We start from the raw sequence: 26,315 nt of genomic DNA on the forward strand, positions 1-26,315 counted from the left end.
CTCACCGCCTGATCCTCACGCCCGAGCCGCCCCGAGGGCCGCCCCGGCGCTCGCGGACGGTTCAGCCGCGGGGCGCCCCGGCGTCGTCGTAGCGTCGCCGCGCCCGTTCGACGTGGTCGAGGTTGGTGGCGGCCCACTCGGCGATCTGGGCGAAGACCGGGGAGAGGGTGCGGCCGAGCTCGCTGATCTCGTATTCGACGCGCGGCGGCACCTCGGGATGGTAGGTGCGGACGACCAGGCCGTCGCGCTCCAGCTGGCGCAGGCGCTGGGTGAGCACCTTGGGGGTGATGTTCTCGATGCGCCGCTCCAGCTCGACGAACCGCTGGCGGCCGAAGGCGTGGAGCGACCAGAGGATGGGCGAGGTCCACCGGCTGAACACGATGTCGACGACAGGGGAGATCGGGCAGGCCAGTTCGGGGTCGGCCGTGGGGTCGGCCGCCGGCGGGCTCGTCTCGGTCGCCACGGGTTGCACCCCTCTGAGGTAGTCACTTTCCTCTAGGTACCTACTATACAGAGGCTGTTAGCGTCGCCGTCATCGCGAGAGACCACTGGGAAAGACGCGGGAGTCGATCATGTTTGTGGTGACGGGTGCGACCGGGAACGTCGGTCGGTCGCTGGTGCGGGCCATGGCGGAGGCCGGGGAGCGGGTGACGGCGGTGTCGAGGGGCACAGCCCCGGTGAACCTGCCGAGGGGGACCGGACACGTACGGGCCGACCTGGCCGCGCCGGAGACCCTGCGGCCCGCTTTCGACGGCGCCGAGGCCCTGTTCCTGCACGACGGCGGCACGGGCGGCGTCGGGCTCGACCCGAGGGCCATCCTGGACGTGGCCAGGGCCGCCGGGATCGCGCGGGTGGTGCTGCTCTCCTCGCAGGGCGTGGTGACCAGGCCGGAGTCGGAGTCCCACGGAGGCGTCATGCGGGCGGTCGAGGAGGCGGTGCGCGAGTCGGGCCTGGCCTGGACGATCCTGCGGCCCGGCGTCTTCGCGTCCAACGCCTACGCCTGGGCGGAGTCGGTACGCGCCGAGCGGACGGTCGCCGCGCCGTTCGGCGACGTCGGGATCCCGGTGATCGATCCTGCGGACATCGCGGAGGTCGCGGCCGCGGCTCTGCGCAAGGACGAACACGCGGGCCGTGCCTACGTGTTGAACGGACCGGCGGCCGTCACGCCCCGGCAGCAGGCCGAGGCGATCGGGGCGGCCCTCGGTGAGCCGGTGCGGTTCGTGGAGCTGACCCGGGCCGAGGCGCGGGCGCGGATGGCGCCGTTCATGCCGGAGGCGTCCGTGGAGACCTCGCTGGCCGTCCTCGGCGAGCCCAGCGCCGCCGAACTGCGGCTCAGCCCGGATGTCGAGCACGTGCTGGGCCGCGCGCCCCGCCCCTTCGCCGAGTGGGCCCGCCGCAACGCCGAAGCCTTCCGGTAACTGCGACGTCGCCTCCGGAGTTCTGGTCACCGGGCGGCCGGCGGCTATGGGCGCGGGTGAGAACGACACGGCGGAATGTTGTGGGAATCCTCATTCGCCGTGCGGAGGGTCTTGGTATGGGATCGATCCGTGACTGACGAACAGAGCACGCCGCGGAGGCGCTTCCCCGCGGCGGACATCGCCAGAGTCAGCGTCTTCGCCGCGCTGATCGCCGTGCTCGGCCTGCCGGGGGCGCTGAACCTCTTCGGCGACGCGGTGCCGATCACGTTGCAGACACTCGGTGTCATGCTGGCCGGGGTGATCCTGGGGACGTGGCGGTCCGCCCTCGCCGTGGTGGTCCTGCTCGTGCTGGTCGCCGCGGGGCTGCCGCTGCTGGCCGGCGGCCGCGGCGGGCTCGGCGTCTTCACCGGTCCCTCGGCCGGCTTCCTGATCGGCTGGCTTCCCGGCGCGGCCCTGACCGGATGGATCGTCGAACGCGGCGGCCGCGCGCCGGGCACGGTGCGGCTGGTGATCGCCTGCCTCGCCGGCGGCGTCGGCGTGGTCTACCTGTGCGGCATCCCCGTTCAGGCCCTGGTCACCGGGCTGTCCCTGGGCAAGACCGCGCTGCTCAGCGCCGCCTTCCTGCCGGGCGACCTGGCCAAGGCGGTGCTGGCGTCGCTCGTGGCGCGGGGCACCCAGCGGGCCTACCCCGACGCGGTCCCCGCGGTGCACAGCGAGCGGCTGCGCGCAGGCGGGCGGTGACGCGCCCGTGCCGGTAGCCGCCCAGGTCATGCGGCACGCCTCTGTCCGCCCCGACCGGATCGCGGTGTCCGGTCCGGGAGGCGACCTCACCTACGCCGAACTCGCGGACCGGGCCGGCCGCGCCGCCCGCGCCCTCGCCGACGAGGGCATCGGCCGCGGCGCGCTCGTGGCGGCCGCCCAGGCCGACCCGGTGGCCCTGCTCGTCGCCGTGCTCGCCGCCGACCTCGCGGGAGCCACGCCGCTGCTGTGCGACCACGCCTGGAGCGAGGAACGACGGGCGCAGGTCATGGCCGCTGTGCCGGTCGCCGCCCGCTTCGACGTCCCGCTGCCGGAGGCGGACGGCCCGGCCGTGGAGCACCGTCCCGCGCCGGACGACCTCACCTGGGCCTGCTTCAGCTCGGGCAGCACCGGCAGGCCCCGCGCGGTGGTGCGCACCCGCGCCTCCTGGACCGGGTCGTTCACGCACCTGGACGCGCTGACCGGGATCGGCCCTGACGACGTCGTGCTGATCCCCGGCCCGCTGGTCTCCTCCCTGTACGGCTTCGCCGCGGTGCACGCGCTGGCGGCGGGTGCGACGGCCGTGGTCCCCGGCCGATGGTCACCCGGCGGGCTGGCCGAGCCGCTGCGGCGGGCCACCGCGGTCCACGTGGTGCCCCACCGGCTGCCCGCCGTGCTCGACGCCCTGGGCGAGGCCGGAGGCCGGTTGCGTACGGCCGTGGTCGGCGGGGCGGCCCTGGACGCCGGGGCCCGCACCCGGGCCGCCGCGGCCGGAGTGCGGGTCGTGTCCTATTACGGCGCCACCGAGCTGTCGTTCGTCGCCGTGGACGCCGACGGCGCCGGGCTGCGGCCGTTCCCCGGGGTGGAGATCGACGTCAGGGTGCCGCCCGGACAGGTTCTGGGCGAGGTGTGGGTGCGCTCCCCGTGGCTCTGCGACGGTTACCTGGCCGGTGCGACCGGCCCCCTGCGGCAGGACAACGGCTGGATGACGGTCGGCGACCTGGCGGAGCCGCACCGGCCCGGTGAGGTCCTGCGGCTGCGCGGCCGGGGCGACGGCGCGATCCAGACCGGCGGCGCCACGGTGGTGCCGGAGGACGTCGAGGAGGTGCTGAGGAAGGTGCCGGGAGTGGACGACGTGGTCGTGGTCGGCACGCCGCACCCCTACCTGGGCGCCGTGGTCACCGCGGTCGTCGAGGGGGGCGCCGCGGGCGACGGCGCGTCGAGGGCCGCGCTGGAGGCGGCGGCGCGGGCCGAACTCGACCCGGCGCAGCGGCCCCGGCGCTGGTACGCCGCCGAGTCCCTGCCTCGGACCCCTGCGGGCAAGCCGGCCCGCGGGCTCCTCGCCACCAGGCTGGCCGCGGGTGACGACCCCGGCCTGAGGCGGCTCACCTGACATGGACGAGTGACATGGACGAGCACGCCGTCGTCGTCGCCGCCCGCCGCACTCCCATCGGCACGGCCGGTCACGCGTTCCGGACCCTGACGGCCGATCGGCTCGCCGCGCCCGTCATCGAGGCGGTCGCCCGCGACGTGGCGCACCTCGGCGTCCCCGTGGACGATGTGGTGCTGGGCAACTGCACGGGACCCGGGGGCAATCTCGCACGGGTCTGCGCGCTGGCCGCGGGGATGGGTCACGAGGTGCCCGGCGTCACCGTCGACCGGCAGTGCGGCAGCGGTCTCGCCGCGATCCTGCTGGCCACCCAGGCGGTGCGCAGCGGCGACGCGGACCTGGTCGTGGCCGGGGGCGTCGAGAGCGCCTCGACCGCGCCGCTGCGGCTCGACCGGCGCGGGGGCGGACCGGGCGTGCCGTACGAGCGGGCGCCGTTCGCTCCGGAGGGGCACCCCGACCCCGACATGGGCCCGGCCGCCGAGGCGCTCGCCGCCGCGCGCGGCGTTACCCGCGAACGCCAGGACGCGTACGCCTGCCGGAGCCACGCGCGGGCGCTGGCCGCCCGGGAGGCGGGCCGGTTCACGCGCGAGATCGTGCCGATCGGCGGCCGGACGGACGACCAGCGCCCGCGCGTGCTGCGGCCGGAGTCGCTGGCCCGGCTGCCCGCCGCGTTCGTGCCGGGCGGTACGGTGACGGCCGGCAACTCCTCCCCGGTGAGCGACGGGGCCGCGGCCGTCGCGGTCGTGCCCGAGCGGCTGCGCGCGGCGGCCGGCCTGCCCGGTCTGCGCCTGCTGGCCGGCGCCGTCGCCGGCTGCGATCCCGCGCTCCCCGGGTGGGGACCGGTGCCCGCCGTACGGCGCGTGCTGCGGCGGACCGGCACGGACCTGGAGAGGGTGGCGGCGGTGGAGATCGTGGAGGCGTTCGCGGCGCAGGTGCTCGCGGTCACCGACGCGCTCGGTCTCGACCCCCTCGGCGCGGACACCGATCGGGTGTGCGCCGACGGCGGCGCGCTCGCCCTCGGCCACCCCTGGGGCGCGAGCGGCGCCGTGGTGGTGACCCGGCTGTTCAGCCGGCTCCTAGGGGCGCCGCAGGGGACGCTGGGCCTGGCGGCGGTGGCGGTCGGCGGCGGGCTCGGGATCGCCGCCCTGTTCGAGGTGGTGTGAGTGATCCGGCTGGAGGACGTCCATGTGCGGCTCGGGCAGCGCGAGGTGCTGCGCGGCGTGACCGCCTCGCTCACCGAGCGCCGCGTGGGCGTGGTCGGGGCCAACGGGTCGGGCAAGAGCACGCTCGCCCGTCTCGTCAATGGCCTGGTCCTGCCGTCGTCGGGCACCGTGACGGTGTCGGGGCTCGACACCCGCCGCGACGCGGCCCGCATCAGGCGCGGCGTGGGGTTCGTGTTCACCGACCCGGACGCGCAGATCGTGATGCCCACGGTGGCCGAGGACGTCGCCTTCTCGCTGCGCCGCAAGGGGCTGACCCGCGAGGAGGTCGAGCGCCGGGTGCGGGAGATCCTGGAGAGGTACGGTCTGGGCGAGCACGCCGACCACCCCGCGCATCACCTGTCAGGCGGTCAGAAGCAGCTGCTCGCCCTCTGCTCGGTCCTGGTGCTCGAACCGGAGATCCTCGTCATGGACGAGCCGACCACGCTGCTCGACCTGCGCCACTCCCGGCAGGTCGCCGCGCTGCTCCGGGCTCTTCCGCAGCAGGTGGTCGTGGTGACCCACGACCTCCCGCTGCTGGAGGACTTCGACCGCGTGCTCGTGATCGACGAGGGGCGCGTCGTCGCCGACGCCGAGCCCGCCGCCGCGATCGGCCACTACAGGAAGATGATGGCGTGAGCGGGCTCACCGGCGCCTACGTGCCCGGCGATTCGCTCCTGCACCGGCTGCCCGCCGGGGCCAAGCTCGCCGGGCTCGCCCTGTCCTGCACCGCGCTTCTGCTGCTGCGCTCGCCCGCGGCGCTGGCGGGCGCCGCGGCCGTCGTGGTGCTCCTGTACGCCCTCTCCGGGGTCGGGCTCGCCGCGGCCTGGGCGCAGGTGCGGCCCGTCCGCTGGTTCGCCGTGGCCCTGTTCGGCGTGCAGCTGGTGTTCGCGGATCTGCCCACGGCGGCGTCCTCGACGCTCCGGGTCGTGCTCGCCGTCGCCCTGGCCGGGCTGGTCACGCTCACGACGCGCACCAGCGCGCTCATGGCCTGCCTGGAGCGCTGCCTCGCCCCCGTCAGGTTCGCCGGCCTCGATCCGTTCCGCGTGTCGCTGCTGCTGTCGCTCACGCTGCGCAGCGTGCCGGTGATCGCGGATCTGGTCGCCCGGGTGCGGGAGGCCCAGCGCGCCAGGGGGGTCGAGCGGAGCCCGCGCGCCTTCGCCGTCCCGCTGGTGGTGGGCGCCCTGCGGCACGCCGACGCGCTGGGCGAGGCTCTCGCCGCGCGCGGTCTCGACGACTGACCTGGGTCTGCGGAAAGTCAGAGCGGCGGCAGGGCGGGCGCCAGGCGGCGGGCCTCGGCGACCATGCCGAGCAGGTCCCCGACCAGGGCGGGCGGCCCGGCGACGAAGCTGCGGTCCTCGGGCGGGCCCTCGGCGGACGCCTCGAAAGGACCGCCGTCGAGCCCCAGGATCTCCACACCGGCCTCCCGCGCGATCAGGGCCCCCGCGGGCAGGTCGAGTCCCTCCGCGCGGTAGCCGATCATGCCGTCGATGTCGCCGCGGGCGAGCATCGCCCAGCACAGCAGCGGCGCCCAGAGCTGGAGCACCCGCCGGGCGCGGGCGTCCATCGTCATCTTCAGCGACCGTGCCGCCGGATCCCGCCGGGAGACCCCGTGGCCCTGCGTCCAGGCGAGCACCGGGCCGTGCGGCAGGTCACGGCGGGGCGGCCCGGTCAGCGGCCCCGCCGGCCCGAGGGCCCCGGCGCCCGTGACGGCCGACCAGGTGTGACCGGAGAGCGGCTCGTGGACCACCCCGAGCACCGGGCGGCCGCCCTCGCACAGCGCCAGGCCCACGACGTAGGCCGGAAGGCCGATCGCCACGTTGTTCGTGCCGTCGAGGGGGTCGACGAGCCACGTCCACCCGCCGTCCGGGGATTCGCCGCCGTGGACGCCCGACTCCTCGGCCACGATCCGATGGGAGGGGAAGTCGGCCCGGATGCGGTCCAGGATCAGCTTCTCCGCGGCCAGGTCGAGGTCGGTGACGACGTCGCCCGACCCGCCCTTGTCGTGGACGGCGACCGCCCCCGGCGCGCTCTCGCGCAGCACGGCCCCGGCGGACAGGGCGGCCTCGACGGCTACCCGTCTGGCGTGTTCGAGGTCCACAGGCTCCTCCTGGCCAGTTCGGCGGCACGTGCGGTCTCGGCGTCGTCGAGGCGTTCCCGCCTGACGTGGTGGAGAGGCGTGGTGAGCGGCCCGAGCGAAAGATCGCCCAGGCCCGGCCTGCCGCGGCCGAGCGCCACGGTCGCGGCCTCGCCGTCCTCCGGGATGACGCTGCTGTGGAAGGCGCCCGCGACGAGTGTGTAGGTGTCCCCGGGGCCGAACAGCTCGGCGCGCCCGGGCGCGTACGCGACGGTCCTCGGGGTGGGGCGGATGACGTCACCCGAAGGGGTGCTGACCACCTCGAAGACGCGGTGCGTGGGGGAGCGGGTGGTGTCGGTCACCACGGCGTGGACGTTGCGCACCTGACCGTAGAGGACGTGACTGACCAGGTCCCAGCTGTGGCAGTGGACCTGGGAGGTGGTGCTGCGGGCGCGCCGCGCCGAGGCGGTCCAGACGTGCACGCACACGCCGAGGTCTCCCTCACGGACCAGCGGCAGGCAGAGGAACCCCAGCGGGTGCCGCACGCCCCGCACGCCCGAGCCGCGCGGGCCGCCCGAGCCGCGCGGGCCGCCCGAGCCGCCCGAGCCGCGCGGGCCGCCCTCTGCGATCCCGCCGAGCACACCGAGGGCCCACTCGCGGGCGCTTCCGCCGGCGAGCACGTCGAGCACGTCCTGATATCTCATGGCGCGTAGGGATCCTTGGCGCGCAACGCCTTGCGGGTGACCTCGACCACGTCGCGGTCGGTGAACGACTTGGGCAGCGGGAGGTCGACGCGCTCGAACAGCCTCCGGACCTCCTCGACGGTCGGCTCGTCGCTCAACGGCACCGAGCGGTAGCGGTCGACCGGCACGCGGCGGGCCTGCTCGAAGCTCGTGCGCAGCTCGGTGCCGCAGCTCTCGTAGAAGAACGAGCCGCTGAAGGCGATGATGGCCCGGTTGGGGTCCTCCGACGTCATGATCAGGGCGCGGCCCGACATGTCCCAGCGGAAGGTCGTCATGACCGGCGAGAGCCCCACCGCGATGTCGAGCAGGCCGTACCGCTGGCGGTACCAGAACGCGGCCAGGACGCTCGCGTACGACTCCTTCCTGGCCCGGTCGGTCGTCCACACCTCGCCGGTGCCGTCCGGGCGGTCCGACAGCGACCTGCGGTAGTGCGCGTAGCTCTCGCACACCGCCTCGTCCGTCGGGTCGATGATCTCCAGGCGGACCGTGAGGTGACGCTTCTCCCGCCGCGCGGCGGCCACGCACTCGGGCAGCGTGACCGCGCGCATGTAGGTGCCGGTGCCGCCCTTGAACGTCCAGCGGTCGGTGCCCCGCCGCGCGTCCGCGTGCGCCTGCGCGATCTCGTGCTGACTGCCCAGGATGCGGATGACCGCCATGTCCTCCAGGGCCCGGCGGGTGCCCGCGACCAGGTCCTCCAGCTCGTCGAGCCGGTCCAGGCGCTCGGGCAGCCGCGTGAGGACGCCCGAGGTCGCGTGCATGGCCTCCTCGACGGGCTCCTGCCGGACCCGGTCGCGCAGCAGCGCGGTCGCGACCAGGGCCAGGACGACCAGCGTGGTGCCGCTGACGAGCTGCGACTTCACCTTCTCGGGAATCACCTCGTCGGGCAGCACGCCGAGCACGCCCACGGCCACGGCCAGCACGAGGGCGATGGCGCCGTCGATGTTCTTGGCCGCCCACGCGAGCGACTGGCCGACGGCACTTCGCAACCCCGCCATAGGTCAGCCCCGCCATCCCGTCAGTGTCGGCCCCGGCTCGAATCGTAACGACAGGGTCATGGTCCGGCCAAGATCCCGCCGGGTGACGTGCGGCTTTCCCGCGGGACCGGGCGGGCGGGGCGCGGGGAGCGGAATTGTCGGTGACCGCGCGTAGGTTATGGAGGTGAACCGGAGCGGGCGCGCGTGTCTGTGCGGCCGCCCGCGCCGGTGGACGGGGCGAGTGAGGAGCTGAGCGGCCGATGACATCCATGACGGACCTGCAGCGGAAGGTCGCGCCCTTCCAGGTCGTCACCGAAATGACGCCGTCCGGCGACCAGCCCACGGCGATCGCGGAGCTGGAGCGCCGGGTCAGGGCCGGTGAGAAGGACAGCGTCCTGCTGGGCGCCACCGGCACCGGCAAGACCGCGACGGTGGCCTGGCTCATCGAGCGGGTGCAACGCCCCACGCTGGTCATGCAGCCGAACAAGACGCTCGCCGCCCAGTTCGCCAACGAGTTGCGCGAGATGCTGCCCAACAACGCGGTCGAGTACTTCGTGTCGTACTACGACTACTACCAGCCCGAGGCGTACGTCCCGCAGAGCGACACCTACATCGAGAAGGACTCCTCGATCAACGAGGAGGTCGAGCGGCTGCGCCACTCGGCGACCTGGTCGCTGGTGTCACGCCGCGACGTGGTGGTCGTCGCCTCGGTCTCCTGCATCTACGGCCTGGGCACTCCGCAGGAGTACGTCGACCGGATGGTCGGGCTCAAGGTCGGCCAGCAGATCGAGCGCGACCAGCTGCTGCGGCGGCTGGTGGACATGCAGTACACGCGCAACGACCTGGCCTTCACCCGGGGCACGTTCCGGGTGCGCGGCGACACGGTCGAGGTCATCCCGGTCTACCAGGAGCTGGCCGTCCGCATCGAGATGTTCGGCGACGAGATCGAGAAGCTGGCGACGCTGCACCCGCTGACCGGGGAGGTCGTCGCCGAGGACGACGAGCTGCACATCTTCCCCGCCTCCCACTACGTGGCCGGTCCCGAGCGGATGGAGCGGGCCATCGCCGGCATCGAGGCGGAGCTGGCGGAGCGGCTCGCCGACCTGGAGCGGCAGGGCAAGCTGCTCGAGGCCCAGCGGCTGCGCATGCGCACCACCTACGACATCGAGATGATGCGCCAGGTCGGCACCTGCGCCGGGATCGAGAACTACTCGCGGCACATCGACGGCCGCGAGCAGGGCAGCCCGCCGCACACGCTGCTCGACTTCTTCCCCGACGACTTCCTGCTCGTCCTGGACGAGTCGCACCAGACCGTCCCGCAGATCGGCGCGATGTACGAGGGCGACGCCTCGCGCAAGCGGACGCTGGTCGACCACGGTTTCCGCCTGCCGTCGGCGATGGACAACCGCCCGCTCAAGTGGGAGGAGTTCCTGGAGCGTATCGGGCAGACCGTCTACCTGTCCGCGACGCCGGGGCCGTACGAGCTGGGCCGCAGCAAGGGCGAGGTGGTGGAGCAGGTCATCCGCCCCACCGGCCTGGTGGACCCCGAGGTGATCATCAAGTCGACCAAGGGCCAGATCGACGACCTCATGGAGGAGATCCGGGCCCGGGCGGAGCGGGACGAGCGGGTCCTGGTCACCACGCTGACCAAGAAGATGGCCGAGGACCTCACCGACTACCTCCTCGACAACGGCATCCGGGTCCGCTACCTGCACAGCGAGGTCGACACGCTGCGCCGCATCGAGCTGCTGCGCGAGCTGCGGCTGGGCGAGTTCGACGTGCTGGTCGGCATCAACCTGCTGCGTGAGGGCCTCGACCTGCCCGAGGTGTCGCTGGTGTCGATCCTCGACGCCGACAAGGAGGGCTTCCTGCGCTCGGAGACCTCGCTCATCCAGACGATCGGCCGCGCGGCCCGCAACGTGTCCGGTCAGGTCCACATGTACGCCGACAAGATCACGCCCAGCATGGAGCGGGCGATCGAGGAGACCAACCGGCGCCGGGCCAAGCAGATCGCCTACAACGAGGCGCACGGCATCGACCCGCAGCCGCTGCGCAAGAAGATCGCCGACATCCTGGACAGCCTTGTCCGGGAGGACGCCGACACCGCGCAGCTTCTCGGCGGCGCCGGGCGCCAGCAGTCGCGTGGCAAGGCGCCGGTGCCCGGCCTCGCGTCGCGCGGGGCGGGCCAGCACGCGAAGGCGATCGCGGGGGAGATGCCACGTGCTCAGCTGGAGTCGCTGATCGAGTCGCTGACCGAGCAGATGCACAACGCCGCCGCCGATCTGCAGTTCGAGGTGGCGGCCCGGCTGCGCGACGAGATCAAGGAGCTCAAGCGGGAGGTCCGCGACATGCGCGAGGCCGGCGTGAAGTGACGGCGCGATGAGCACGCGATATCCCGTCCGGCAGCGGATGAGCGCGCGACAAAAATCGCGCCGAACCGCAGCGCCGCATCCGGGGGAAACGCCGTTTCAGTTCGTGAGGAGTTGAGCGGCGCACGGTGCGAAGCGTGGTTGACCTGGGCTCGTGCGGGGAACGCATTCGTCCGCGTGTGGATGCGCTTCCACGCGTTGTGGGAGCGGCTCATGCGGAGCGGCTGCCGCCGGGCGAGTCCGTCTGTGGCAATCGGGGAAATCATGCGTTCGACGACCATCGCGTCCGGCCCCGCCGTTCGCCTCGCGCTCACCGCCGGGTCGGTGACCGTGCTCCTCGCCGGTTGCGGCGGGGGTGCGGCGCGGTCGTCCGCCACGACGCCGGTGAGCCGGCCGGTCATGCTCGCCCCCGTCTCTCCCGGCCCGTCCGCGACGCCGGTGCCGGCGCCGGTCCCCAGCACGTCGGCGACGCCGAGCGACCTCACCGGGTGCCGGGACGGCGACTGCGAGGCACGAGTGCGCGAAGGGGACCGGATCCCGATCGATCCGGGGCTCGGTGTGGACGAGATCACGGTGATCGGGCTGCGGGAAGACGCCGTGAGGCTCACCTTCACCGGCACCTCGACGGTCGTCGACGGCACGAACATCGGCATCAGCCGGAGCTGCTACAACGACCGCTGCCGGGTCAGGGGAGCGCTGACGATCAGCGTGAGCAGGCCGGGCCGCATCGGCGACGTCGGCCTGCGGCTCGCACGAGTCGAGGGCGACACCGCCGTGCTGGTGCTCGAACCCGCCGGCCGGCAAGGGCAGTGACGCCGCGAGTTCCGCGGCGCCCGTGGGGTGTCGCAGGGCCGATTCGCCGGAGAAGCCGGGGACACGGCGCCGGCGCCGTCCGTTGACGGGAAGGTGGGATCGCCCCACCGGCCGGAGGAGGTGCTCATGTTCGCGGCGCTCACCGGGCTCGGGCTGTCGACCGCCGCCGGGCTCAACGCGTACATCCCGTTGCTGCTCGTCGGCGTGCTCGCGCGGCTCACCGACGCAGTGCGACTGCCGCACGAGTACGCCTGGCTGTCCGACACCTGGGTCCTCGCGATCGTCGCCGTGCTGATGATCGCCGAGTTCGTGCTCGACAAGGTGCCGGTGGTCGACCACGTCAACGACATGATCCAGACGGCGGTGCGGCCCGCCGCGGGCGGCGTGGTCTTCAGCGCCACGGCGGCCGCGGCGAAGATCGACAACTCGGCGTGGATGGCCGAACACCCGGCGGTCGGCTGGCTGCTGGGAATCGCCGTCGCCCTCACCGTGCATACGATCAAGGCCACCGCGCGGCCGGTGGTGAACGCCACCACGGTGGGTGTGGGTGCGCCGGTCGTCAGCACGGTCGAGGACGTGGGCTCGCTCGGCATGAGCCTGATCGCGATCTTCCTGCCCGTCCTGGTGGTGGTGGCGCTGGCGCTGCTGGCGTTCGTGGCCTGGCGGCTCATTCGCAGGGTGCGGCGTTATCGGGCGGCTCGCCGCGCCCGGGCCGCCGCGTCGCCCGGCTGAGAGCGGGGCGCGGCATCCGCGTCTCGCGCCGACGCTCCACAGGGTGGATCAGTCGAGGAACCGGCTCAGGTCCAGGTCGATGTCCACGTCGAAGCCGACGTAGGTCGCGAGGCGCTTGCGGTGGATCCCGGTCGGCACGTACGCCTTCACGCTCGGCTCCAGCTCGAACGTGTACGCGACCGGCTCCTGATCCTCCAGCTCGATGCGCCATAGGTATTTGATGCCGGCATTGGAATATTTGATCGGCTTCGTCATCCTGTCCCTTTCCGCCGACTCGGGAGAGACCACCTCGACCACTAGCTGGACGTCCTCCGGTCGGAAGGAAGTCGTCTTGAGGTCGGTCAGCGCGCTGCGCTTGACCATCATGAGGTCCGGTTCGGGCCGCTGCCGCAGACCAAGGGTGATGCTCATCTCGCGTATGACACACAGGTCCTGAGGAGGCGTGAGCTCCCGCTCAAGCAGTCGCAGCATGAACATGTGGAACGCGGTGTGGGGGGACATCATGATGAGAGACCCATCGATCAGCTCGACGTGCGCGGGGGCGTCGGGGGGAAGGTGGTCGAGCATGTCGGCGGTCCATCCGCCCGGCGGACCGGGATAGAACCACTCGGGGAAAGCCGCGGTCATCCGGTGTCCTCCTCTCACTAGAGCGATCACTCGACATGACAATCCTGCCACCCACGGTAGTCGGAGGCGACTCGTTCTCCTGAAGGTCGCCGGCGCTCGGTCAGGCCGTACGCGACTCGTGCTCGGGGCGGAGGCGGGGGTCGGCGGGCAGCGGGGAGGTACGGCGGGCGGCAGAGGGGCTGTGCCAGCCGAGGTCGGGGGAGTGCCGTCGGACGATCTTGGCGGGGACGCCGGCGATGACCGAGTGGTCGGGGAACTCGCCGCGCACCACGGCGCCGCCCGCGACCACCGACTGGCGGCCGATCCGCGTCCCCGGCAGGATGATCGCCCCCGTCCCGATCCAGGAACCCGAGCCGATGGAGACCGGCTTGTTGCGCGGCCACTGCCGGCCGATGGGCGTCTCCGGGTCGTCGTACACGTGGTTCTGGTCGGTGATGTAGACGTAGGGGCCGGTGAAGACGTCGTCGCCGATGTCGATGGACTGGTGGCCGACGATGTGGCTGCCCCTGCCGATCGAGCAGCCCCGGCCGATCCGCACGATCGAGGCGGGCCCGAGGTCCACGCCGGGGCCCATGCCGGCGGAGATCGACACCCGCTCCCCGACGAGCGTGTGCGGGCCGATCTCGATCCACTGCTCGCCGAAGATGGCGCCCTGGGGGAAGGACAGGCACACTCCCTCGCCCATGCTGCGGAACCGGTAGTCCGCGGGTGCGGCCGGGCTGATCGCCGCGGCCTCCCGCACGTAGGCCCACCCTCGGTGCACCAGACGGCCGACGGCGCGCTTCACGAACGACATAACGCGACAAGTTACCGTTAGGTCGGCTTGTCGGCTATGGCGGGTTAGCGCACGTGGCAAGCCCAATGTTGCCCAGCGTTTGATATTCTGAGAGCCCGTGGGCATCGCGGCGTCCAATCCGGACGGCCGGATCGACATCGACCACGGGAGCTCCTCTTGCGCAGCGCCGCACAAACCAAGCATCTGTTCGTCACGGGCGGCGTCGCCTCCAGTCTCGGCAAGGGACTCACGGCCTCCAGCCTCGGTCGTCTCCTCAAGCTTCGCGGCCTCCGCGTCACGATGCAGAAGCTCGATCCCTACCTGAACGTCGACCCCGGCACGATGAACCCCTTCCAGCACGGCGAGGTGTTCGTCACCGACGACGGTGCCGAGACGGACCTCGACGTCGGCCACTACGAGCGCTTCCTCGACACCGAGCTGCACGGCTCCGCGAACGTCACCACCGGCCAGGTCTACTCGAACGTGATCGCCAAGGAGCGCCGCGGCGAGTACCTGGGCGACACCGTCCAGGTCATCCCGCACATCACCAACGAGATCAAGGACCGCATCCGCGGCATGGCCGGACCGGACGTCGACGTGGTAATCACCGAGGTCGGCGGCACCGTCGGCGACATCGAGTCGCTGCCGTTCCTGGAGGCCGTCCGGCAGGTCCGCCACGAGGTCGGCCGCGACAACGTCTTCTTCCTGCACGTCTCCCTGCTGCCGTACATCGGCCCGAGCGGGGAGCTGAAGACCAAGCCCACGCAGCACTCGGTCGCCGCGCTGCGCAGCATCGGCATCCAGCCCGACGCGATCGTCTGCCGCTCGGACCGTCCGATCACCACCTCGCTCAAGCGCAAGATCAGCCTGATGTGCGACGTGGACGAGGACGCGGTCGTCTCGGCGATCGACGCGGCCTCGATCTACGACATCCCGAAGGTCCTGCACGCCGAGGGGCTCGACGCGTACGTGGTGCGCCGGCTCGGCCTGCCGTTCCGCGACGTGGACTGGACCGAGTGGGACCAGCTCCTGCGCCGGGTCCACCGCCCGGCAAAGGAGGTCACGATCGCGCTGGTCGGCAAGTACATCGACCTGCCCGACGCGTACCTGTCGGTCACCGAGGCGCTGCGCGCGGGCGGCTTCGCCAACGACGCGCGGGTGAACATCCGCTGGGTCAAGAGCGACGACTGCGAGACCCCCGAGGGCGCGGCCCGCGAGCTGGACGGCGTCGACGGCGTGCTGATCCCCGGTGGCTTCGGCGTGCGCGGCATCGAGGGCAAGGTCGGCGCCGTACGGCACGCGCGCGAACAGCGCGTTCCCTTGCTCGGCATCTGCCTGGGCATGCAGTGCATCGTCATCGACGCGGCCCGCAACCTGGCCGGCATCGAGGGCGCCGACAGCACGGAGTTCGACCCCGAGACCGTCAACCCGGTCATCTCCACCATGGCCGACCAGAAGGACGTCGTCGCCGGGGAGCGCGACATGGGCGGCACCATGCGGCTCGGCCTCTACCCGGCCAAGCTCGTGGAGGGCTCGCTGGCCCGCCGCCTGTACGGCAAGGCCAAGGTGGAGGAGCGGCACCGGCACCGCTACGAGGTGAACAACTCCTACCGGGAGCGGCTGGAGAAGGTCGGCATGGTGTTCTCCGGCCTGTCGCCCGACGGCCGCCTCGTCGAGTACGCCGAGCTGGCCACCGACCAGCACCCCTTCTTCATCGGCACGCAGGCCCACCCCGAGTTCCGCTCCCGCCCGACCCGGTCGCATCCCCTGTTCAAGGGGCTGGTCCAGGCCGCGCTGGAGTACGCGGGCCGGCGCGAGAACGCGGCGAAGGCGGGGCGGGCCAAGTGACCACGGAGAACACGGTGAATGTGGAGGACTCCGAGGAGTCCTGGAACGTCGTCGCCTCCGCCGAGCGCTTCGCCGGGCGGATCATCACGGTGCGCACCGACACCGTCGAGATGCCCGGCGGGGTGACCGCCGACCGCGACTACGTCGTCCACCCCGGCTCGGTCGCGGTGCTCGCCCTCGACGACGAGGACCGGGTGCTGCTGATCCGCCAGTACCGGCACCCCGCCCGGCGCCTGCTGTGGGAGCTGCCCGCCGGCATCCGCGATGTGCCGGGCGAGCCGCTGGTGGAGTGCGCGGCGCGCGAGCTCGCCGAGGAGGCCGCCTACCGGGCGCGCACGTGGCACACGCTGGTCGACCTGCGCACCTCCCCGGGCATGTCGGACGAGCGCATCCGGGTCTTCCTGGCCCGCGGCGTGGAGCCGATCCCCGACGAGGAGAACACCTACGTGCGCCACCACGAGGAGACCGACATGCCGGCGGTCTGGATCCCCCTGGCCACGGCGGTCGGCAAGGCGCTGAGCGGAATGATCCACAATTCTCCTGCCGTCGCCGGTATCCTCGCCGCGTACGCTGCTTCCGCCGACGGATTCAAGGGCCTTCGTCCCGCCGACGCGCCGGAGGCATGAGTCCGTAGGGAGACATCCTGAGCGAGCCCGAGGCGGTGCTGTCCAGCTACCTCGCCCATCTGGCGGTGGAGCGGGGGCTGTCTGCCAACACGCTCGCGTCCTACCGCCGCGACCTGCGCCGATACGTCGAACATCTGCGGGCGCGCGGGCTCGAGACGTTCGCGCAGGTCGACGAGTCGGACGTGGTCGCCTTCCTCGCCGCGTTGCGGGAGGGCGACGAGGACCATCCGGCGCTGGTCGCCAGCTCGGCCGCCCGCGCCGTGTCGGCCGTGCGCGGGCTGCACCGCTTCGCCCTCCGCGAGGGCGTGGCCGGTCACGACCCCGCGCACGAGGTGCGCCCGCCGCGGCAGCTCCGGCGGCTCCCCAAGGCGATCACCGTCGCGGAGGTCGAGCGGCTCATCGCCGCCTGCGGCCCCGAGGAGTCGCCGCTCGCCCTGCGCAACCGCGCGCTGCTGGAGGTCCTGTACGGCACGGGCGCCCGGATCTCCGAGGCCGTCGGGCTGGCGGTGGACGACGTGCCCACAGGCCCGGACAACGTCGAGGAGCAGGTGCGGCTGCGCGGCAAGGGCGGGCGGACCAGGATCGTGCCCCTCGGCCGCTTCGCCCGCCAGGCACTCGACGCGTACGTGGTCAGGGCCAGGCCCGGTCTGGCGGCGCACGGCCGGGGGACGCCCGCGCTGTTCCTCAACGCGCGGGGCGGGCGGCTCACCCGGCAGGGCGCCTGGGAGGTGCTTCAGGCGGCGGCGGAACGAGCCGGACTGTCCGGTGTATCGCCGCACATGTTGCGCCATTCGTTCGCAACCCACCTCCTGGACGGGGGCGCCGACGTTAGGGTTGTCCAGGAGTTGCTCGGCCACGCCTCGGTGACCACCACGCAGGTGTACACCCTGGTGACGGTCGACAAGCTCCGGGAGGTCTACGCGGCGGCGCATCCCCGCGCGTTGCATTTGTAAAGACGCCCGTGGCGCGCCGCCTTGCCGACCACGTGCCTACCCTTTAGATTCGATCAGGTTCGAGGGCCGTCAGGGAGGACCAACAGGTGACTGCGACCACAGACGGGACGTGGGTGGGCGCTCCCGGCGCGATCGGGCCTACCGGCCGTCCCCGTCCGGTGTTCCCCGAGCCGACACCGCCGGAGTCGCACGGGCCCGCGCGCATCGTCGCGATGGTGAACCAGAAGGGTGGCGTCGGCAAGACGACGACCACGATCAACCTGGGCGCGGCGCTCGCCGAGGTGGGCCAGCGGGTCCTGCTCGTCGACTTCGACCCGCAGGGTGCGCTGTCGGTCGGTCTCGGCATCGACCCCCGGCCGCTCGAGGCGACGGTCTACGACCTCATCATGGAGGAGCCCGACGTCACGGTCGAGGACGTGCTGATCGACACCACCGTCGAGGGCATGCAGCTCCTGCCGAGCAACATCTTCCTGTCCGGTGCGGAGATCCGGCTCGTCAACGAGGTCGCGCGGGAGTACGCCCTCCAGCGGGCCCTGGAGCCCCTGCTGCCGCACTACGACATCTGCCTGATCGACTGCCAGCCGTCCCTCGGCCTGCTCACGGTCAACGCGCTGACCTGCGCGCACAGCGTGATGATCCCGCTGGAGTGCGAGTTCTTCGCGCTGCGTGGCGTGGCGCTGCTGATGGAGTCGATCGGCAAGGTCCAGGAGCGCCTCAACAAGAACCTGGAGATCGACGGCCTGCTCGCCACGATGTACGACCCGCGGACGCTGCACGCCCGCGAGGTGCTGCAGACGATCATGCAGGGCTTCGGCGACAAGGTGTTCCACACCGTCATCAACCGGACGGTGCGCTTCCCCGACGCCACTTTGGCGGGGGAGCCCATCACGCAGTTCGACCCCGGTTCGATGGGCGCCACCGCCTACCGCGAGCTGGCCCGCGAGCTGCTGGCCAGATGGCCCGCCCGCGTCTGACAGTGATGACGTAGGTGCCGGGCGTACACGCCGGTAGGGGACAATGGCAGGTGTGACGACCGGCCAGGAGACCGACCAGGGGAGCGAGGAGAGCGCGCAGAGCGGCTTCCAGGTGCACCTGGACGTCTTCGAGGGGCCGTTCGACCTGCTGCTCGGGCTGATCTCCAAGCACAAGCTGGACATCACCGAGGTGTCCCTGCACAAGGTCACCGACGAGTTCATCGCGTACATCCGGTCGCGAGGCCCGGAGTGGGACCTCGACCAGACCAGCCACTTCCTGCTCGTCGCGGCGACCCTGCTCGACCTCAAGGCGGCCCGGCTCCTGCCCACCGGAGAGGTGGAGGACGAGGAGGACCTCGCACTGCTGGAGGCCCGCGACCTGCTGTTCGCGCGGCTGCTGCAGTACCGGGCGTACAAGGAGGTCGCGAAGATCTTCTCCGGCCGGATGGCCGAGGAGGCGCTGCGCTTCCCGCGCGTCGTGCCGATGGAGAAGCGCTTCGCCGATCTGCTGCCGGAACTCGTGCTCGGCATCGGGCCCGAGCAGCTCGCCAAGATCGCGGCAAGGGCCTTCACCCCGAAGGCTCCGCCGTCGGTGTCGGTCTCGCACATCTATCAACCGCTGGCGAGCGTCCGGGAGCAAGCCGCTATCCTTGTCGAGCGGCTGAGGCGGCTGCAGACGGCGACCTTCCGGGCGCTGACCGCCGACTGCGCGGGGACGTTCGAGGTCGTCGCCCGCTTCCTGGCCGTCCTTGAGCTGTTCCGGGAGGCCGCGGTCTCCTTCGAGCAGGTCGAACCGCTCGGCGACCTGTACGTCACCTGGACGGGAACCGCTGACGGCGACGTCACGGTCGGCGACGACTACGACGACGGCCGGCGCGAGGAGCGGCCCGACGAGGCGGCCGCCGCACGGGACGAGTGAGACGGGCGGCTCCGGTCGTGCCGAGGCGCCGGACGGGAAGCGCCGAAGAGCGGCGCCGGCGACGGCACGGCAGAGACGGAACCACCCGCACGACGAGCGAGGAGCGATGGAAGTGAGCGACACCCCCGGCTCCGGCGACGCAAGCCCCGGGGAGGGGGCGCCGGCCGTGGGGCCGGCGCTCACCGCGGCCCTCGAGGCGATCCTCATGGTGGTGGACGAGCCGGTCGCCGAGGTGACCCTCGCGCAGGTGCTCGAACGTCCCACGGCGGAGGTGGCCGCCGCGATCCGCGCGCTGTCTGAGGAATACACGGCCTCCGGGCGGGGTTTCGACCTGCGAGAGGTGGCCGGAGGCTGGCGCTTCTACACCAGGGCCGAATGCGCCCCGTTGGTGGAGAGGTTCGTCAGGGACGGCCAGCAGGCGCGGCTGACGCAGGCCGCGCTGGAGACCCTCGCCGTGGTCGCCTACCGGCAGCCCGTCAGCCGGGCCAAGGTGGCGGCGGTGCGCGGCGTGAGCAGCGACGGCGTCATGCGGACGCTGGTCGCACGTGGCCTCGTGGAAGAGGCCGGAACCGACCCGGAGAGCCAGGCGGTGCTCTACCGGACGACGAGTTACTTCCTGGAGAGACTGGGGTTGCGGAGCCTTGACGAGCTTCCCGAACTCGCCCCGTTCCTCCCGGACGACGTGGAAATTCTTGAGGAGCAGAAGTAGTGAACAACAGGCGTGGCACCCCGTCCGGTGAGGGACGCGGTCGGAGCCGGAGCACCGGTCAGCAGGGCGCGAGCCCGCGTGGATCCCGCGGGGGTTCGGGCGGTTTCGGCCCCCAGGGCGACCGGCGCGGAGGCTCCCGCGTCACTGGTTCCCGGCCCGGGTACGGTTTCGACTCCAGGTCCGACAGGCCCGACAGGTCGGACTCCAGATCCGACTCCAGGCCCGACAACAGGTCGGACAGGCCGGACTCCAGGCGCTTCCGTGACGAGGGCGCACCGCGCGGCGACCGGTACGGCGACCGCCGCACCGGCGACGCCCGTGGTGACCGTTCCCGCGGCCGCTATGGTGACACCGGTCGTTACGACGACTCCGGCCGCCGCGACGCGCGTTCCGGCGGCGAGCGGGACCGCGGCGGCGACCGGTCCTCCTTCCGCGCCGAGCGGAGCGGACCCCGCGGCCGGTACGGCAGGCCCGAGGGTGGCCGTGACGCCGGTCGTGGCTTCGACCGGGACAACGGCCGTGGTTCCCAGCGTGACTTCGACCGCGACCGCGCTTCCGGCCAGGAGCGCGGCACCCGGGAGGCCTTCTCCGCCGACCGTCCCTCGTTCCGTACCGAGGGGACCGGTTCGCGCGGCCGCTATGGCAGGCCGGAGGGCGGCCGGGACCGGCTGCGCGACCGCGACGGCGGCTACCAGACGGCCCGGGAGACGGGGCGTGCGACCGGACGGCCGGCCTTCCGCGACGAGGAGCGCGGCGGCAGGACCGGCGATCGCGACAGGTACGACAGCCGCGGCGAGCGCGGCGATCGTCAGGCATGGAGCGAGCGCGGAGACCGTCAGGCGCGGAGCGAGCGCGGCGACCGTCAGGCATGGAGCGAGCGCGGCGACCGGGACGGCCGGAGCGAGCGCGGCGGCCGTCCGGCGTGGAGCGACCGGGGCGAGCGCGGTGACCGTGAGGTCCGGGGTGCGCGAGCCGGGCGCGGCGACTTCCGTGCCGCGAGCGGTGGCGGCAGGGGCCGGGCGAGCCGTGACGAGGTGCAGACGATCGGCCGCGTGGGCGGCGGGCGCGGCAGGTTCGGCGGCCCGAGAACGGGCACGGGGGCCGGAGCGGGCGCGGGCTCGCGGGGCGCGGCCCGGCCGGCGGGAGGTCCCAGGAGTTCCGGCGCGAGCAACCCGTTCAAGACGTCCAAGCAGCCGCTGCGCGACCCGGACTTCTACGACGAGGGCTACACCGACGAGCGCGACACGACCGAGGTGCCGGGCGGTGAGCGGCTGCAGAAGGTGCTCGCCCAGGCCGGGGTGGCCAGCCGGCGCGCCTGCGAGGAGATGATCGGCGACGGCCGGGTGACGGTGGACGGCCAGACGGTGCGCCGCTTCGGCGCCCGGGTCGATCCCGCCAAGCAGGTCATCCACGTCGACGGCAAGCGCATCCCGACGTCCTCGGACACCGTCTACTACGCGATCAACAAGCCGATCGGTGTGGTGAGCACGATGGACGACCCCGAGGGCCGGCCGTGCCTGAACGACTACGTGCAGGATCTCGCGCCCCGGCTGTTCCACGTGGGGCGTCTCGACACCGAGACCGAGGGCCTGCTGCTGCTGACGAACGACGGCGAGCTGGCCCACCGGCTGACCCACCCGAGCTACGGCGTGCAGAAGAAGTACTGGGCCAAGGTGCCCGGTCCCGTCGCCCGCGATCTGCACAAGGTGCTGCGCAAGGGCGTGGAGCTGGAGGACGGCCTGGCCAAGGTGGACGAGTTCCGCGTCGTGCAGGAGCACGGCCAGCAGGCGCTCGTCGAGGTCGTCCTGCACGAAGGGCGCAAGCACATCGTCCGGCGGCTGTTGGAGACGGTCGGGCACCGGGTGATCGACCTGGCCCGCATCGAGTTCGGTCCGGTCAAGCTCGGGCGGCTCAAGCCGGGAACCGTACGCGCGCTCACCGTGCAGGAGATCGGTGAGCTGTACGCGGCGGTCGGCCTGTAGCCTTTCCCGCGCGGCGGGCGAAAGCCTCAAGCCGGGAAGAATTGGCGGAAAGTGCGTAGATGGGCCGGGCTTCTCTCCGGAGGAGACCGGCCCGTCCCAGAGAGGGGTTACGACATGGTGCGGGCGATTCGCGGAGCCATCCAGGTCGACGGCAACGATCGAGACGCGATCCTCACCGGGACGACGGAACTGGTGACCGAGGTGATGGGGCGTAACAACCTCACGACCGACGACGTCATCAGCGTGATCTTCACGTCCACACCCGACCTGACCGCCGAGTTCCCCGCGCTGGCCGCGCGCAAGCTCGGGTTCCACGACGTGCCGCTGCTGTGCGCGACCGAGATCGACGTGCCGGGCGCGCTCCCGCGCGTGGTGCGGCTGATGGCCCATGTGCAGACGGACCGTCCCCGGCAGGAGATCCAGCATGTGTACCTGCGCGGCGCCGTGGCGTTGCGCGTGGACATCGCCCAGTGACGGCGCGCGGACACCGCCCCGATAACCGATGAGCACCGCCCGATGAACGTCGCTCCGTAGGCCCTCGTCCGGCAGTTCGAGGCGGCGGGTCCGCAGACAACCATAATTCCCCATAAGGCATCCGTCACAGGACAGCGCGCCTGGGGACGGCGACGGCAGGAAGAGCACGATGACTCCCATCGAGGACGCCGAGATCGGCAGTGTGGTCGTTATCGGGACGGGCCTGATCGGCACGTCGATCGCACTGGCGCTGCGGCAGCGGGACGTGCGGGTCTTCCTGGCCGACCGGGACGCGGCAGCCGTACGGCTGGCGCGTGGGCTGGGCGCGGGGGAGGACTGGACCGGTGAGCAGCGGGCGGACCTCGCGGTCATCGCCGTGCCGCCCCAGTTCGTGGCGCAGCAACTCCTCGACCTGCAAAAGCGCGACAGCGCCCGCTTCTACACCGACGTGGCGAGCGTGAAGGCGCTCCCGCTGGCCCAGGCCGCCCAGCTGGGCTGTGACCTGTCGGCGTACGTCGCGGGGCACCCGCTCGCGGGCCGTGAGCGGTCCGGACCGGCGGCGGCCCGCGCCGACCTGTTCCTCGGCCGCCCCTGGGCGTACTGCCCGACGGACGAGACGTCCCCGCGGGCGGTGGCCGCGGTGGAGCGGCTGATCTCCCTGTGCGGCGGCAACGCCGTGCGGATCCCCGCGGCCGAGCACGATCGCGCCGTCGCGGTCGTCTCGCACGCTCCGCACGTCACGGCCGCCGCCGTGGCCGCCCGGCTGGCCGAGGCGTCGGAGACGGCGCTCGGGCTGTCGGGGCAGGGCGTGCGCGACGTGACGAGGATCGCCGCAGGCGACCCGTCGCTGTGGACCGGCATCCTCGCGGGCAACGCGCTGCCCGTCGCCGAGGTGCTGGAGGCGCTCGTGAACGATCTGAGCGCCGCCGCCCGGTCGCTTCGCGCGCTGGCGGGTGACGGCGCGGCCATGGGGGAGGTCACCGAGCTCCTGTCGCGCGGTGTGCGGGGGACCGGCAGGATCCCCGGCAAGCACGGCGGCCCGGCGCGGACGTACGCGGTGGTCCAGGTGCTCATCGGCGACCGTCCCGGCGAGCTGGCCCGCCTGGTCCAGGCCGCGGGCGAGACCGGCGTCAACATCGAGGACATCCGCCTGGAGCACGCCCCCGGCCTGCCGCTCGGCGCGGCCGAGCTGTACGTCCAGCCGGAGGCGGCGGACCTGCTCAGCGAGGGCCTGCGGGAGCGTGGCTGGCAGGTGCCGGGCTGACCCGGTCCCGCGGCAGGCCGCCCGGCGGCGTCCGGGCAGCCGCCGCACGCGGCGCGGGGGCCGTGTGGTGGCGCAGGCCTGGGTTCGCCCAGGCGATCGCCGCCACGGTGACCACGGTGAGCAGCCCCCCGGCGCAGATCGCGAGGCGTGGGCCGTACAGCGCGCCGGCGACATCGTGAAGCGCAGCGCCGGCAATACCGTGCAGCAGGTTCGCGATCTGTGGTCCCCCGACCAGCACGACGGTGAGCGCGCCCTGCACGCGCCCGCGCATGGCGTCGGCGGTGTGCGCCTGCATGATCGTGGTGCGGAAGGTGCTCAGCACGAAATTCACCGCGCCGCCGAGCACGAGCGCCGCCAGCGCGATCCACAGCTCGACGGCCAGGCCGACGAGCACGACGGCGATCCCCCAGGCGATGGCGGCGCCCGCCACGAGGGCGCCGTGGCGCCGGGCACGGGTGAACGTGCCTGACAGCATTCCGGCCAGGAAGACCCCGGCGGGGTAGGCCGCGTAGAGCAGCCCCGTCTCCAGGCCGCCCCCGGCCGCGCCGCCGAAGGCGTCGCGGGCCAGTTCGGGGAACAGCGCCGACGGCATGCCGAAGGCCATGGCCGCGAAATCCACGGCCAGCACCGCCACCAGCAATCGGTTGGCCGCCAGATAGCGGAACCCGGCCAGTGTCCGGCCGGTCGCCGAGGAGCTCCGGCCACCGTCGGCCCCGCCCGCAGGGCCTACCGCGCTCGCCGCGCTCGCCGCGCCCGCAGGGCCCGCAGGGCCCACCCCGCCCACCGCGCCCGCAGGGCCCACGGCGGGAGGCGACGGCAGCGGCGGCAGCGGTGGCAGCATGGCGACGGCCCACACCACGGCGAGCAGCGCGACGGCGTCGAACAGGTACAGCGTGCCGAGCCCGATGACCGGGACGAGCGCACCGGCGAGCACCGGCCCCAGGATCGACCCGCTGTAGCGGACCAGTGAGCTGAGGCTGTTGGCCGCCGGCAGCAGCTCGGCCGGGACGAGGCGGGGTACGGTGGCCCCCGTCGTCGTCATGACCGTCCCGAAGGCCAGCCCCTGCAACGCCACGGCAACCAGCAGGACGGGGACGGAACGGCCGCCCAGGACGGCTTGGACCCACAAGGTCGTGTAGGCCAGCGCCAGGCCGAGGTCGGCGGCCAGCAGCATCGTCCGCCGGTCCATCACGTCGGCGAGGGCGCCGCTCCCCAGCGCCGCCACGACCAGCGCGGCGAACGACACCGCCGCGGCGGCTCCCACGGCCGCCGACGAGCCGGTGACCGTGAACAGTTGCGTCGGCACCGCGACCACGCTGAAGGATCCGCCCACGGCACAGATCACCGAGGCGGCCCACATCCGCCGGAACGCCGGGATGGCCAGCGGCCGGCAGTCGACGGCGAAGGATCGGGAACGGGGCGCCCGCACGCTCGTGGCGCTCATCGCGCGGCCCCGCCGTCGCCGGCGCCCGCGGATTCCTCCTCATCCGCCACCACGTCGGCGACCACGCAGGCGACGTTGTCGGGGGCGCCGGCGGCGTACGCCAGGTCGATGAGCTCGTCGGCGGTCTGCTGCGGGTCTCCGGGACCGGCGAGCGTCTCGCGCAGCACGGCGGCCGGCACGACGCTCGGCAGCCCGTCCGAGCAGAGCAACCACCGGTCGCCGGGGACGGCGTCGTGCATCGACAGATCCGGCGGGTGGTTTCCCGTACCGGTCAGCGCGCGGACCAGAAGCGAGCGCCGCGGGTGGGAGACGGCCTCCTCGGGAGTGAGCCGGCCCTCGTCGATCAGCGACTGCACGTACGTGTGATCATGCGTGATCTGGAACAGCCCACCGTCGCGGAGCAGGTACGCCCGGGTGTCGCCGATGTGCACCAGTGCCAGCCGCGGCCCGGACCGGACGAGCGCGGTCAGGGTGGTGACCACCTGTCCCGACGGTGTCGAGGCGGCGATGTCCTTGATGGCCCGCTCGGCGTCGCCGACGGCGTCGGCGAGCGCGGCGAGCAGGTCGGCGGTGGGCACGGACAGGCTCCGCACGCGCTTGAGCGCGTCGACCGCCGCCGCACCGGCGCGGTCGCCGCCCGGGCCGCGCATCCCGTCCGCCACCGCCAGCAACCGCTCACCGGCGTAGGCGATGTCCTCGTTGCTCGTCCGCACCCGGCCCGGCTCCGACCGGGCGGCGTACCGGATGCCCAGCACGGCCGTGGTGTCCTCCATGGCACTGCCCCTTCCCGACAGGTGATCGACGAGGAAGGCGGCGAGCCTGCCGCGGGCCTCGGTCTCGGCCGTGACCTGCCGCCAGTAGGCGGCGACCTCTTCGGCGGCGTCCGGCGCGGGCAGGTCGCACACCTGCCGGATGCGCGCCAGCGGCATGCCGATCTGCCGCAACCAGGCGATCAGGCGGGCCTGCTCCAGCTGGCCGGGGTCGTAGTAGCGGTATCCCGACTCGCCGTCCACCGCGGCAGGCCGCAGCAGCCCGAGTTCGTCGTACAGCCGCAACGCCTTGGGCGACAGCCGGGCGGCCCGCGCGAATGTCCCGATGGTCAGCAGCTCACGCACCACTCCTCCTCGTCCCGGCCGTCATAGCCGGTGCCGACGATGCTGCGGCTTCACCCAGGGGCAAGGTCAACACGCGGAGGAAGCCACACGCGGACGCGGTGGGGCCCGCCCTGACGGACCGCCGCCTTGACGTTCGCTTGCAGCGCGGATCG

General features: G+C 72.8%; 26 protein-coding genes. 18 read left to right on the top strand and 8 right to left on the bottom strand.

All coding sequences use genetic code 11. The features are described from left to right. Positions 1-61: 61 nt before the first annotated feature. Positions 62-463 (bottom strand): winged helix-turn-helix transcriptional regulator, encoded by a 402-nt coding sequence (locus ACQPZZ_RS15495; RefSeq protein ID WP_432932649.1) that lies wholly within the window; start codon positions 461-463, stop codon positions 62-64. A 109-nt stretch (positions 464-572) separates the two neighbouring features. Here ACQPZZ_RS15495 and ACQPZZ_RS15500 point away from each other — a divergent pair, with 109 nt between their 5' ends. From ACQPZZ_RS15500 to ACQPZZ_RS15525, 6 genes are all read left to right on the top strand, one after another. Next, positions 573-1,418 carry an NAD(P)H-binding protein gene (locus ACQPZZ_RS15500; RefSeq protein ID WP_432932651.1) on the top strand — a complete coding sequence of 282 codons (846 nt, stop codon included), beginning with the start codon at positions 573-575 and terminating at the stop codon, positions 1,416-1,418. Between the two features lie 129 nt (positions 1,419-1,547). Then, complete coding sequence (locus tag ACQPZZ_RS15505) at positions 1,548-2,159, top strand: biotin transporter BioY (protein ID WP_432932653.1); 612 nt, start codon at positions 1,548-1,550, stop codon at positions 2,157-2,159. A gap of 7 nt (positions 2,160-2,166) precedes the next feature. Then, complete coding sequence (locus tag ACQPZZ_RS15510; RefSeq protein ID WP_432932655.1) at positions 2,167-3,549, top strand: AMP-binding protein; 1,383 nt, start codon at positions 2,167-2,169, stop codon at positions 3,547-3,549. Between the two features lie 14 nt (positions 3,550-3,563). Beyond that, positions 3,564-4,709 carry a thiolase family protein gene (locus tag ACQPZZ_RS15515; protein WP_432932657.1) on the top strand — a complete coding sequence of 382 codons (1,146 nt, stop codon included), beginning with the start codon at positions 3,564-3,566 and terminating at the stop codon, positions 4,707-4,709. Continuing rightward, positions 4,710-5,384, top strand: a complete 675-nt coding sequence (locus tag ACQPZZ_RS15520) for an energy-coupling factor ABC transporter ATP-binding protein (RefSeq protein WP_432932659.1) — start codon at positions 4,710-4,712, stop codon at positions 5,382-5,384. It begins immediately after the preceding gene. After that, on the top strand, positions 5,381-5,986 hold the full coding sequence (locus tag ACQPZZ_RS15525; RefSeq protein ID WP_432932661.1) for an energy-coupling factor transporter transmembrane component T family protein: 606 nt from the start codon (positions 5,381-5,383) through the stop codon (positions 5,984-5,986). Before ACQPZZ_RS15520 ends, ACQPZZ_RS15525 begins: the two co-directional genes overlap by 4 nt. Before the next feature lie 17 nt (positions 5,987-6,003). On the opposite strand, the gene ACQPZZ_RS15530 is transcribed toward ACQPZZ_RS15525, so the two are convergent. Genes ACQPZZ_RS15530 through ACQPZZ_RS15540 form a run of 3 tightly spaced genes read right to left on the bottom strand, consistent with a single transcriptional unit; the run spans position 6,004 to position 8,560 of the window. Next, positions 6,004-6,846 carry an inositol monophosphatase family protein gene (locus ACQPZZ_RS15530; RefSeq protein WP_432932663.1) on the bottom strand — a complete coding sequence of 281 codons (843 nt, stop codon included), beginning with the start codon at positions 6,844-6,846 and terminating at the stop codon, positions 6,004-6,006. Beyond that, a complete protein-coding gene (locus tag ACQPZZ_RS15535; RefSeq protein ID WP_432932665.1) occupies positions 6,819-7,526 on the bottom strand; it encodes a hypothetical protein in 708 nt (235 codons plus the stop codon). Before ACQPZZ_RS15535 ends, ACQPZZ_RS15530 begins: the two co-directional genes overlap by 28 nt. After that, positions 7,523-8,560 (bottom strand): hypothetical protein, encoded by a 1,038-nt coding sequence (locus tag ACQPZZ_RS15540; protein ID WP_432932666.1) that lies wholly within the window; start codon positions 8,558-8,560, stop codon positions 7,523-7,525. Before ACQPZZ_RS15540 ends, ACQPZZ_RS15535 begins: the two co-directional genes overlap by 4 nt. A 239-nt stretch (positions 8,561-8,799) precedes the next feature. On the opposite strand from ACQPZZ_RS15540, the gene uvrB reads away from it, so the two are divergent. The 3 genes from uvrB (at position 8,800) to ACQPZZ_RS15555 (ending at position 12,453) form a co-directional block, all read left to right on the top strand. Continuing rightward, positions 8,800-10,911 carry an excinuclease ABC subunit UvrB gene (gene uvrB / locus ACQPZZ_RS15545; RefSeq protein WP_432932668.1) on the top strand — a complete coding sequence of 704 codons (2,112 nt, stop codon included), beginning with the start codon at positions 8,800-8,802 and terminating at the stop codon, positions 10,909-10,911. A 261-nt stretch (positions 10,912-11,172) separates the two neighbouring features. Next, the gene (locus tag ACQPZZ_RS15550; protein ID WP_432932670.1) at positions 11,173-11,721 is read left to right on the top strand and encodes a hypothetical protein; all 549 of its coding nucleotides are present in this window, start codon (positions 11,173-11,175) and stop codon (positions 11,719-11,721) included. Positions 11,722-11,847: 126 nt separating this feature from the next. Then, entirely contained in the window at positions 11,848-12,453 is a 606-nt protein-coding gene (locus ACQPZZ_RS15555; RefSeq protein WP_432932672.1) for a DUF4126 domain-containing protein, read from the top strand. 48 nt (positions 12,454-12,501) lie between these two features. On the opposite strand, the gene ACQPZZ_RS15560 is transcribed toward ACQPZZ_RS15555, so the two are convergent. Both ACQPZZ_RS15560 and ACQPZZ_RS15565 read right to left on the bottom strand, forming a co-directional pair. Continuing rightward, the gene (locus tag ACQPZZ_RS15560) at positions 12,502-13,080 is read right to left on the bottom strand and encodes a Uma2 family endonuclease (protein ID WP_432932674.1); all 579 of its coding nucleotides are present in this window, start codon (positions 13,078-13,080) and stop codon (positions 12,502-12,504) included. A 100-nt stretch (positions 13,081-13,180) separates the two neighbouring features. After that, complete coding sequence (locus tag ACQPZZ_RS15565; protein ID WP_432932676.1) at positions 13,181-13,876, bottom strand: acyltransferase; 696 nt, start codon at positions 13,874-13,876, stop codon at positions 13,181-13,183. Positions 13,877-14,032: 156 nt separating this feature from the next. On the opposite strand from ACQPZZ_RS15565, the gene ACQPZZ_RS15570 reads away from it, so the two are divergent. The 9 genes from ACQPZZ_RS15570 to ACQPZZ_RS15610 all read left to right on the top strand — a co-directional run bounded on the left by ACQPZZ_RS15570 (position 14,033) and on the right by ACQPZZ_RS15610 (position 23,604). Continuing rightward, positions 14,033-15,703, top strand: coding sequence for a CTP synthase (locus tag ACQPZZ_RS15570; RefSeq protein WP_432932678.1), 1,671 nt, complete (start codon positions 14,033-14,035; stop codon positions 15,701-15,703). Continuing rightward, complete coding sequence (locus tag ACQPZZ_RS15575) at positions 15,700-16,329, top strand: NUDIX domain-containing protein (protein ID WP_432932680.1); 630 nt, start codon at positions 15,700-15,702, stop codon at positions 16,327-16,329. Before ACQPZZ_RS15570 ends, ACQPZZ_RS15575 begins: the two co-directional genes overlap by 4 nt. Before the next feature lie 14 nt (positions 16,330-16,343). Continuing rightward, on the top strand, positions 16,344-17,282 hold the full coding sequence (locus tag ACQPZZ_RS15580) for a site-specific tyrosine recombinase XerD (protein ID WP_432934408.1): 939 nt from the start codon (positions 16,344-16,346) through the stop codon (positions 17,280-17,282). 86 nt (positions 17,283-17,368) lie between these two features. Next, positions 17,369-18,256: a ParA family protein gene (locus tag ACQPZZ_RS15585; protein WP_432932681.1), complete on the top strand. Its 888-nt coding sequence runs from the start codon at positions 17,369-17,371 to the stop codon at positions 18,254-18,256. A 43-nt stretch (positions 18,257-18,299) separates the two neighbouring features. Further along, on the top strand, positions 18,300-19,175 hold the full coding sequence (locus ACQPZZ_RS15590; RefSeq protein ID WP_432932684.1) for a segregation and condensation protein A: 876 nt from the start codon (positions 18,300-18,302) through the stop codon (positions 19,173-19,175). A 106-nt stretch (positions 19,176-19,281) separates the two neighbouring features. After that, positions 19,282-19,884 carry an SMC-Scp complex subunit ScpB gene (gene scpB / locus ACQPZZ_RS15595; RefSeq protein ID WP_432932686.1) on the top strand — a complete coding sequence of 201 codons (603 nt, stop codon included), beginning with the start codon at positions 19,282-19,284 and terminating at the stop codon, positions 19,882-19,884. After that, on the top strand, positions 19,884-21,866 hold the full coding sequence (locus ACQPZZ_RS15600; RefSeq protein WP_432932688.1) for a pseudouridine synthase: 1,983 nt from the start codon (positions 19,884-19,886) through the stop codon (positions 21,864-21,866). Before scpB ends, ACQPZZ_RS15600 begins: the two co-directional genes overlap by 1 nt. A 114-nt stretch (positions 21,867-21,980) precedes the next feature. Beyond that, complete coding sequence (aroH, locus tag ACQPZZ_RS15605) at positions 21,981-22,340, top strand: chorismate mutase (RefSeq protein ID WP_363636518.1); 360 nt, start codon at positions 21,981-21,983, stop codon at positions 22,338-22,340. Positions 22,341-22,509: 169 nt separating this feature from the next. Then, positions 22,510-23,604 (top strand): prephenate dehydrogenase, encoded by a 1,095-nt coding sequence (locus ACQPZZ_RS15610; protein WP_363636516.1) that lies wholly within the window; start codon positions 22,510-22,512, stop codon positions 23,602-23,604. Here ACQPZZ_RS15610 and ACQPZZ_RS15615 read toward each other — a convergent pair. Both ACQPZZ_RS15615 and ACQPZZ_RS15620 read right to left on the bottom strand, forming a co-directional pair. Next, positions 23,561-25,048 carry an MFS transporter gene (locus tag ACQPZZ_RS15615; protein WP_432932691.1) on the bottom strand — a complete coding sequence of 496 codons (1,488 nt, stop codon included), beginning with the start codon at positions 25,046-25,048 and terminating at the stop codon, positions 23,561-23,563. The genes ACQPZZ_RS15610 and ACQPZZ_RS15615 overlap by 44 nt on opposite strands. After that, on the bottom strand, positions 25,045-26,163 hold the full coding sequence (locus ACQPZZ_RS15620; protein WP_432932693.1) for a MerR family transcriptional regulator: 1,119 nt from the start codon (positions 26,161-26,163) through the stop codon (positions 25,045-25,047). Before ACQPZZ_RS15620 ends, ACQPZZ_RS15615 begins: the two co-directional genes overlap by 4 nt. Positions 26,164-26,315: the final 152 nt, after the last annotated feature.

Source organism: Microbispora sp. CA-135349 (genome assembly GCF_050947365.1).
Lineage (GTDB): Bacteria > Actinomycetota > Actinomycetes > Streptosporangiales > Streptosporangiaceae > Microbispora.

Coding starts and splice junctions, on each gene's coding strand:
- ACQPZZ_RS15550 (WP_432932670.1), top strand. CDS start 11,173: ATGCGTTCGACGACCATCGCGTCCGGCCCCGCCGTTCGCCTCGCGCTC.
- ACQPZZ_RS15515 (WP_432932657.1), top strand. CDS start 3,564: ATGGACGAGCACGCCGTCGTCGTCGCCGCCCGCCGCACTCCCATCGGC.
- ACQPZZ_RS15560 (WP_432932674.1), bottom strand. CDS start 13,080: ATGACCGCGGCTTTCCCCGAGTGGTTCTATCCCGGTCCGCCGGGCGGA.
- ACQPZZ_RS15555 (WP_432932672.1), top strand. CDS start 11,848: ATGTTCGCGGCGCTCACCGGGCTCGGGCTGTCGACCGCCGCCGGGCTC.
- ACQPZZ_RS15590 (WP_432932684.1), top strand. CDS start 18,300: ATGGCAGGTGTGACGACCGGCCAGGAGACCGACCAGGGGAGCGAGGAG.
- ACQPZZ_RS15615 (WP_432932691.1), bottom strand. CDS start 25,048: ATGAGCGCCACGAGCGTGCGGGCGCCCCGTTCCCGATCCTTCGCCGTC.
- ACQPZZ_RS15565 (WP_432932676.1), bottom strand. CDS start 13,876: ATGTCGTTCGTGAAGCGCGCCGTCGGCCGTCTGGTGCACCGAGGGTGG.
- ACQPZZ_RS15500 (WP_432932651.1), top strand. CDS start 573: ATGTTTGTGGTGACGGGTGCGACCGGGAACGTCGGTCGGTCGCTGGTG.
- aroH (WP_363636518.1), top strand. CDS start 21,981: ATGGTGCGGGCGATTCGCGGAGCCATCCAGGTCGACGGCAACGATCGA.
- scpB (WP_432932686.1), top strand. CDS start 19,282: ATGGAAGTGAGCGACACCCCCGGCTCCGGCGACGCAAGCCCCGGGGAG.
- ACQPZZ_RS15540 (WP_432932666.1), bottom strand. CDS start 8,560: ATGGCGGGGTTGCGAAGTGCCGTCGGCCAGTCGCTCGCGTGGGCGGCC.
- ACQPZZ_RS15535 (WP_432932665.1), bottom strand. CDS start 7,526: ATGAGATATCAGGACGTGCTCGACGTGCTCGCCGGCGGAAGCGCCCGC.
- ACQPZZ_RS15610 (WP_363636516.1), top strand. CDS start 22,510: ATGACTCCCATCGAGGACGCCGAGATCGGCAGTGTGGTCGTTATCGGG.
- uvrB (WP_432932668.1), top strand. CDS start 8,800: ATGACATCCATGACGGACCTGCAGCGGAAGGTCGCGCCCTTCCAGGTC.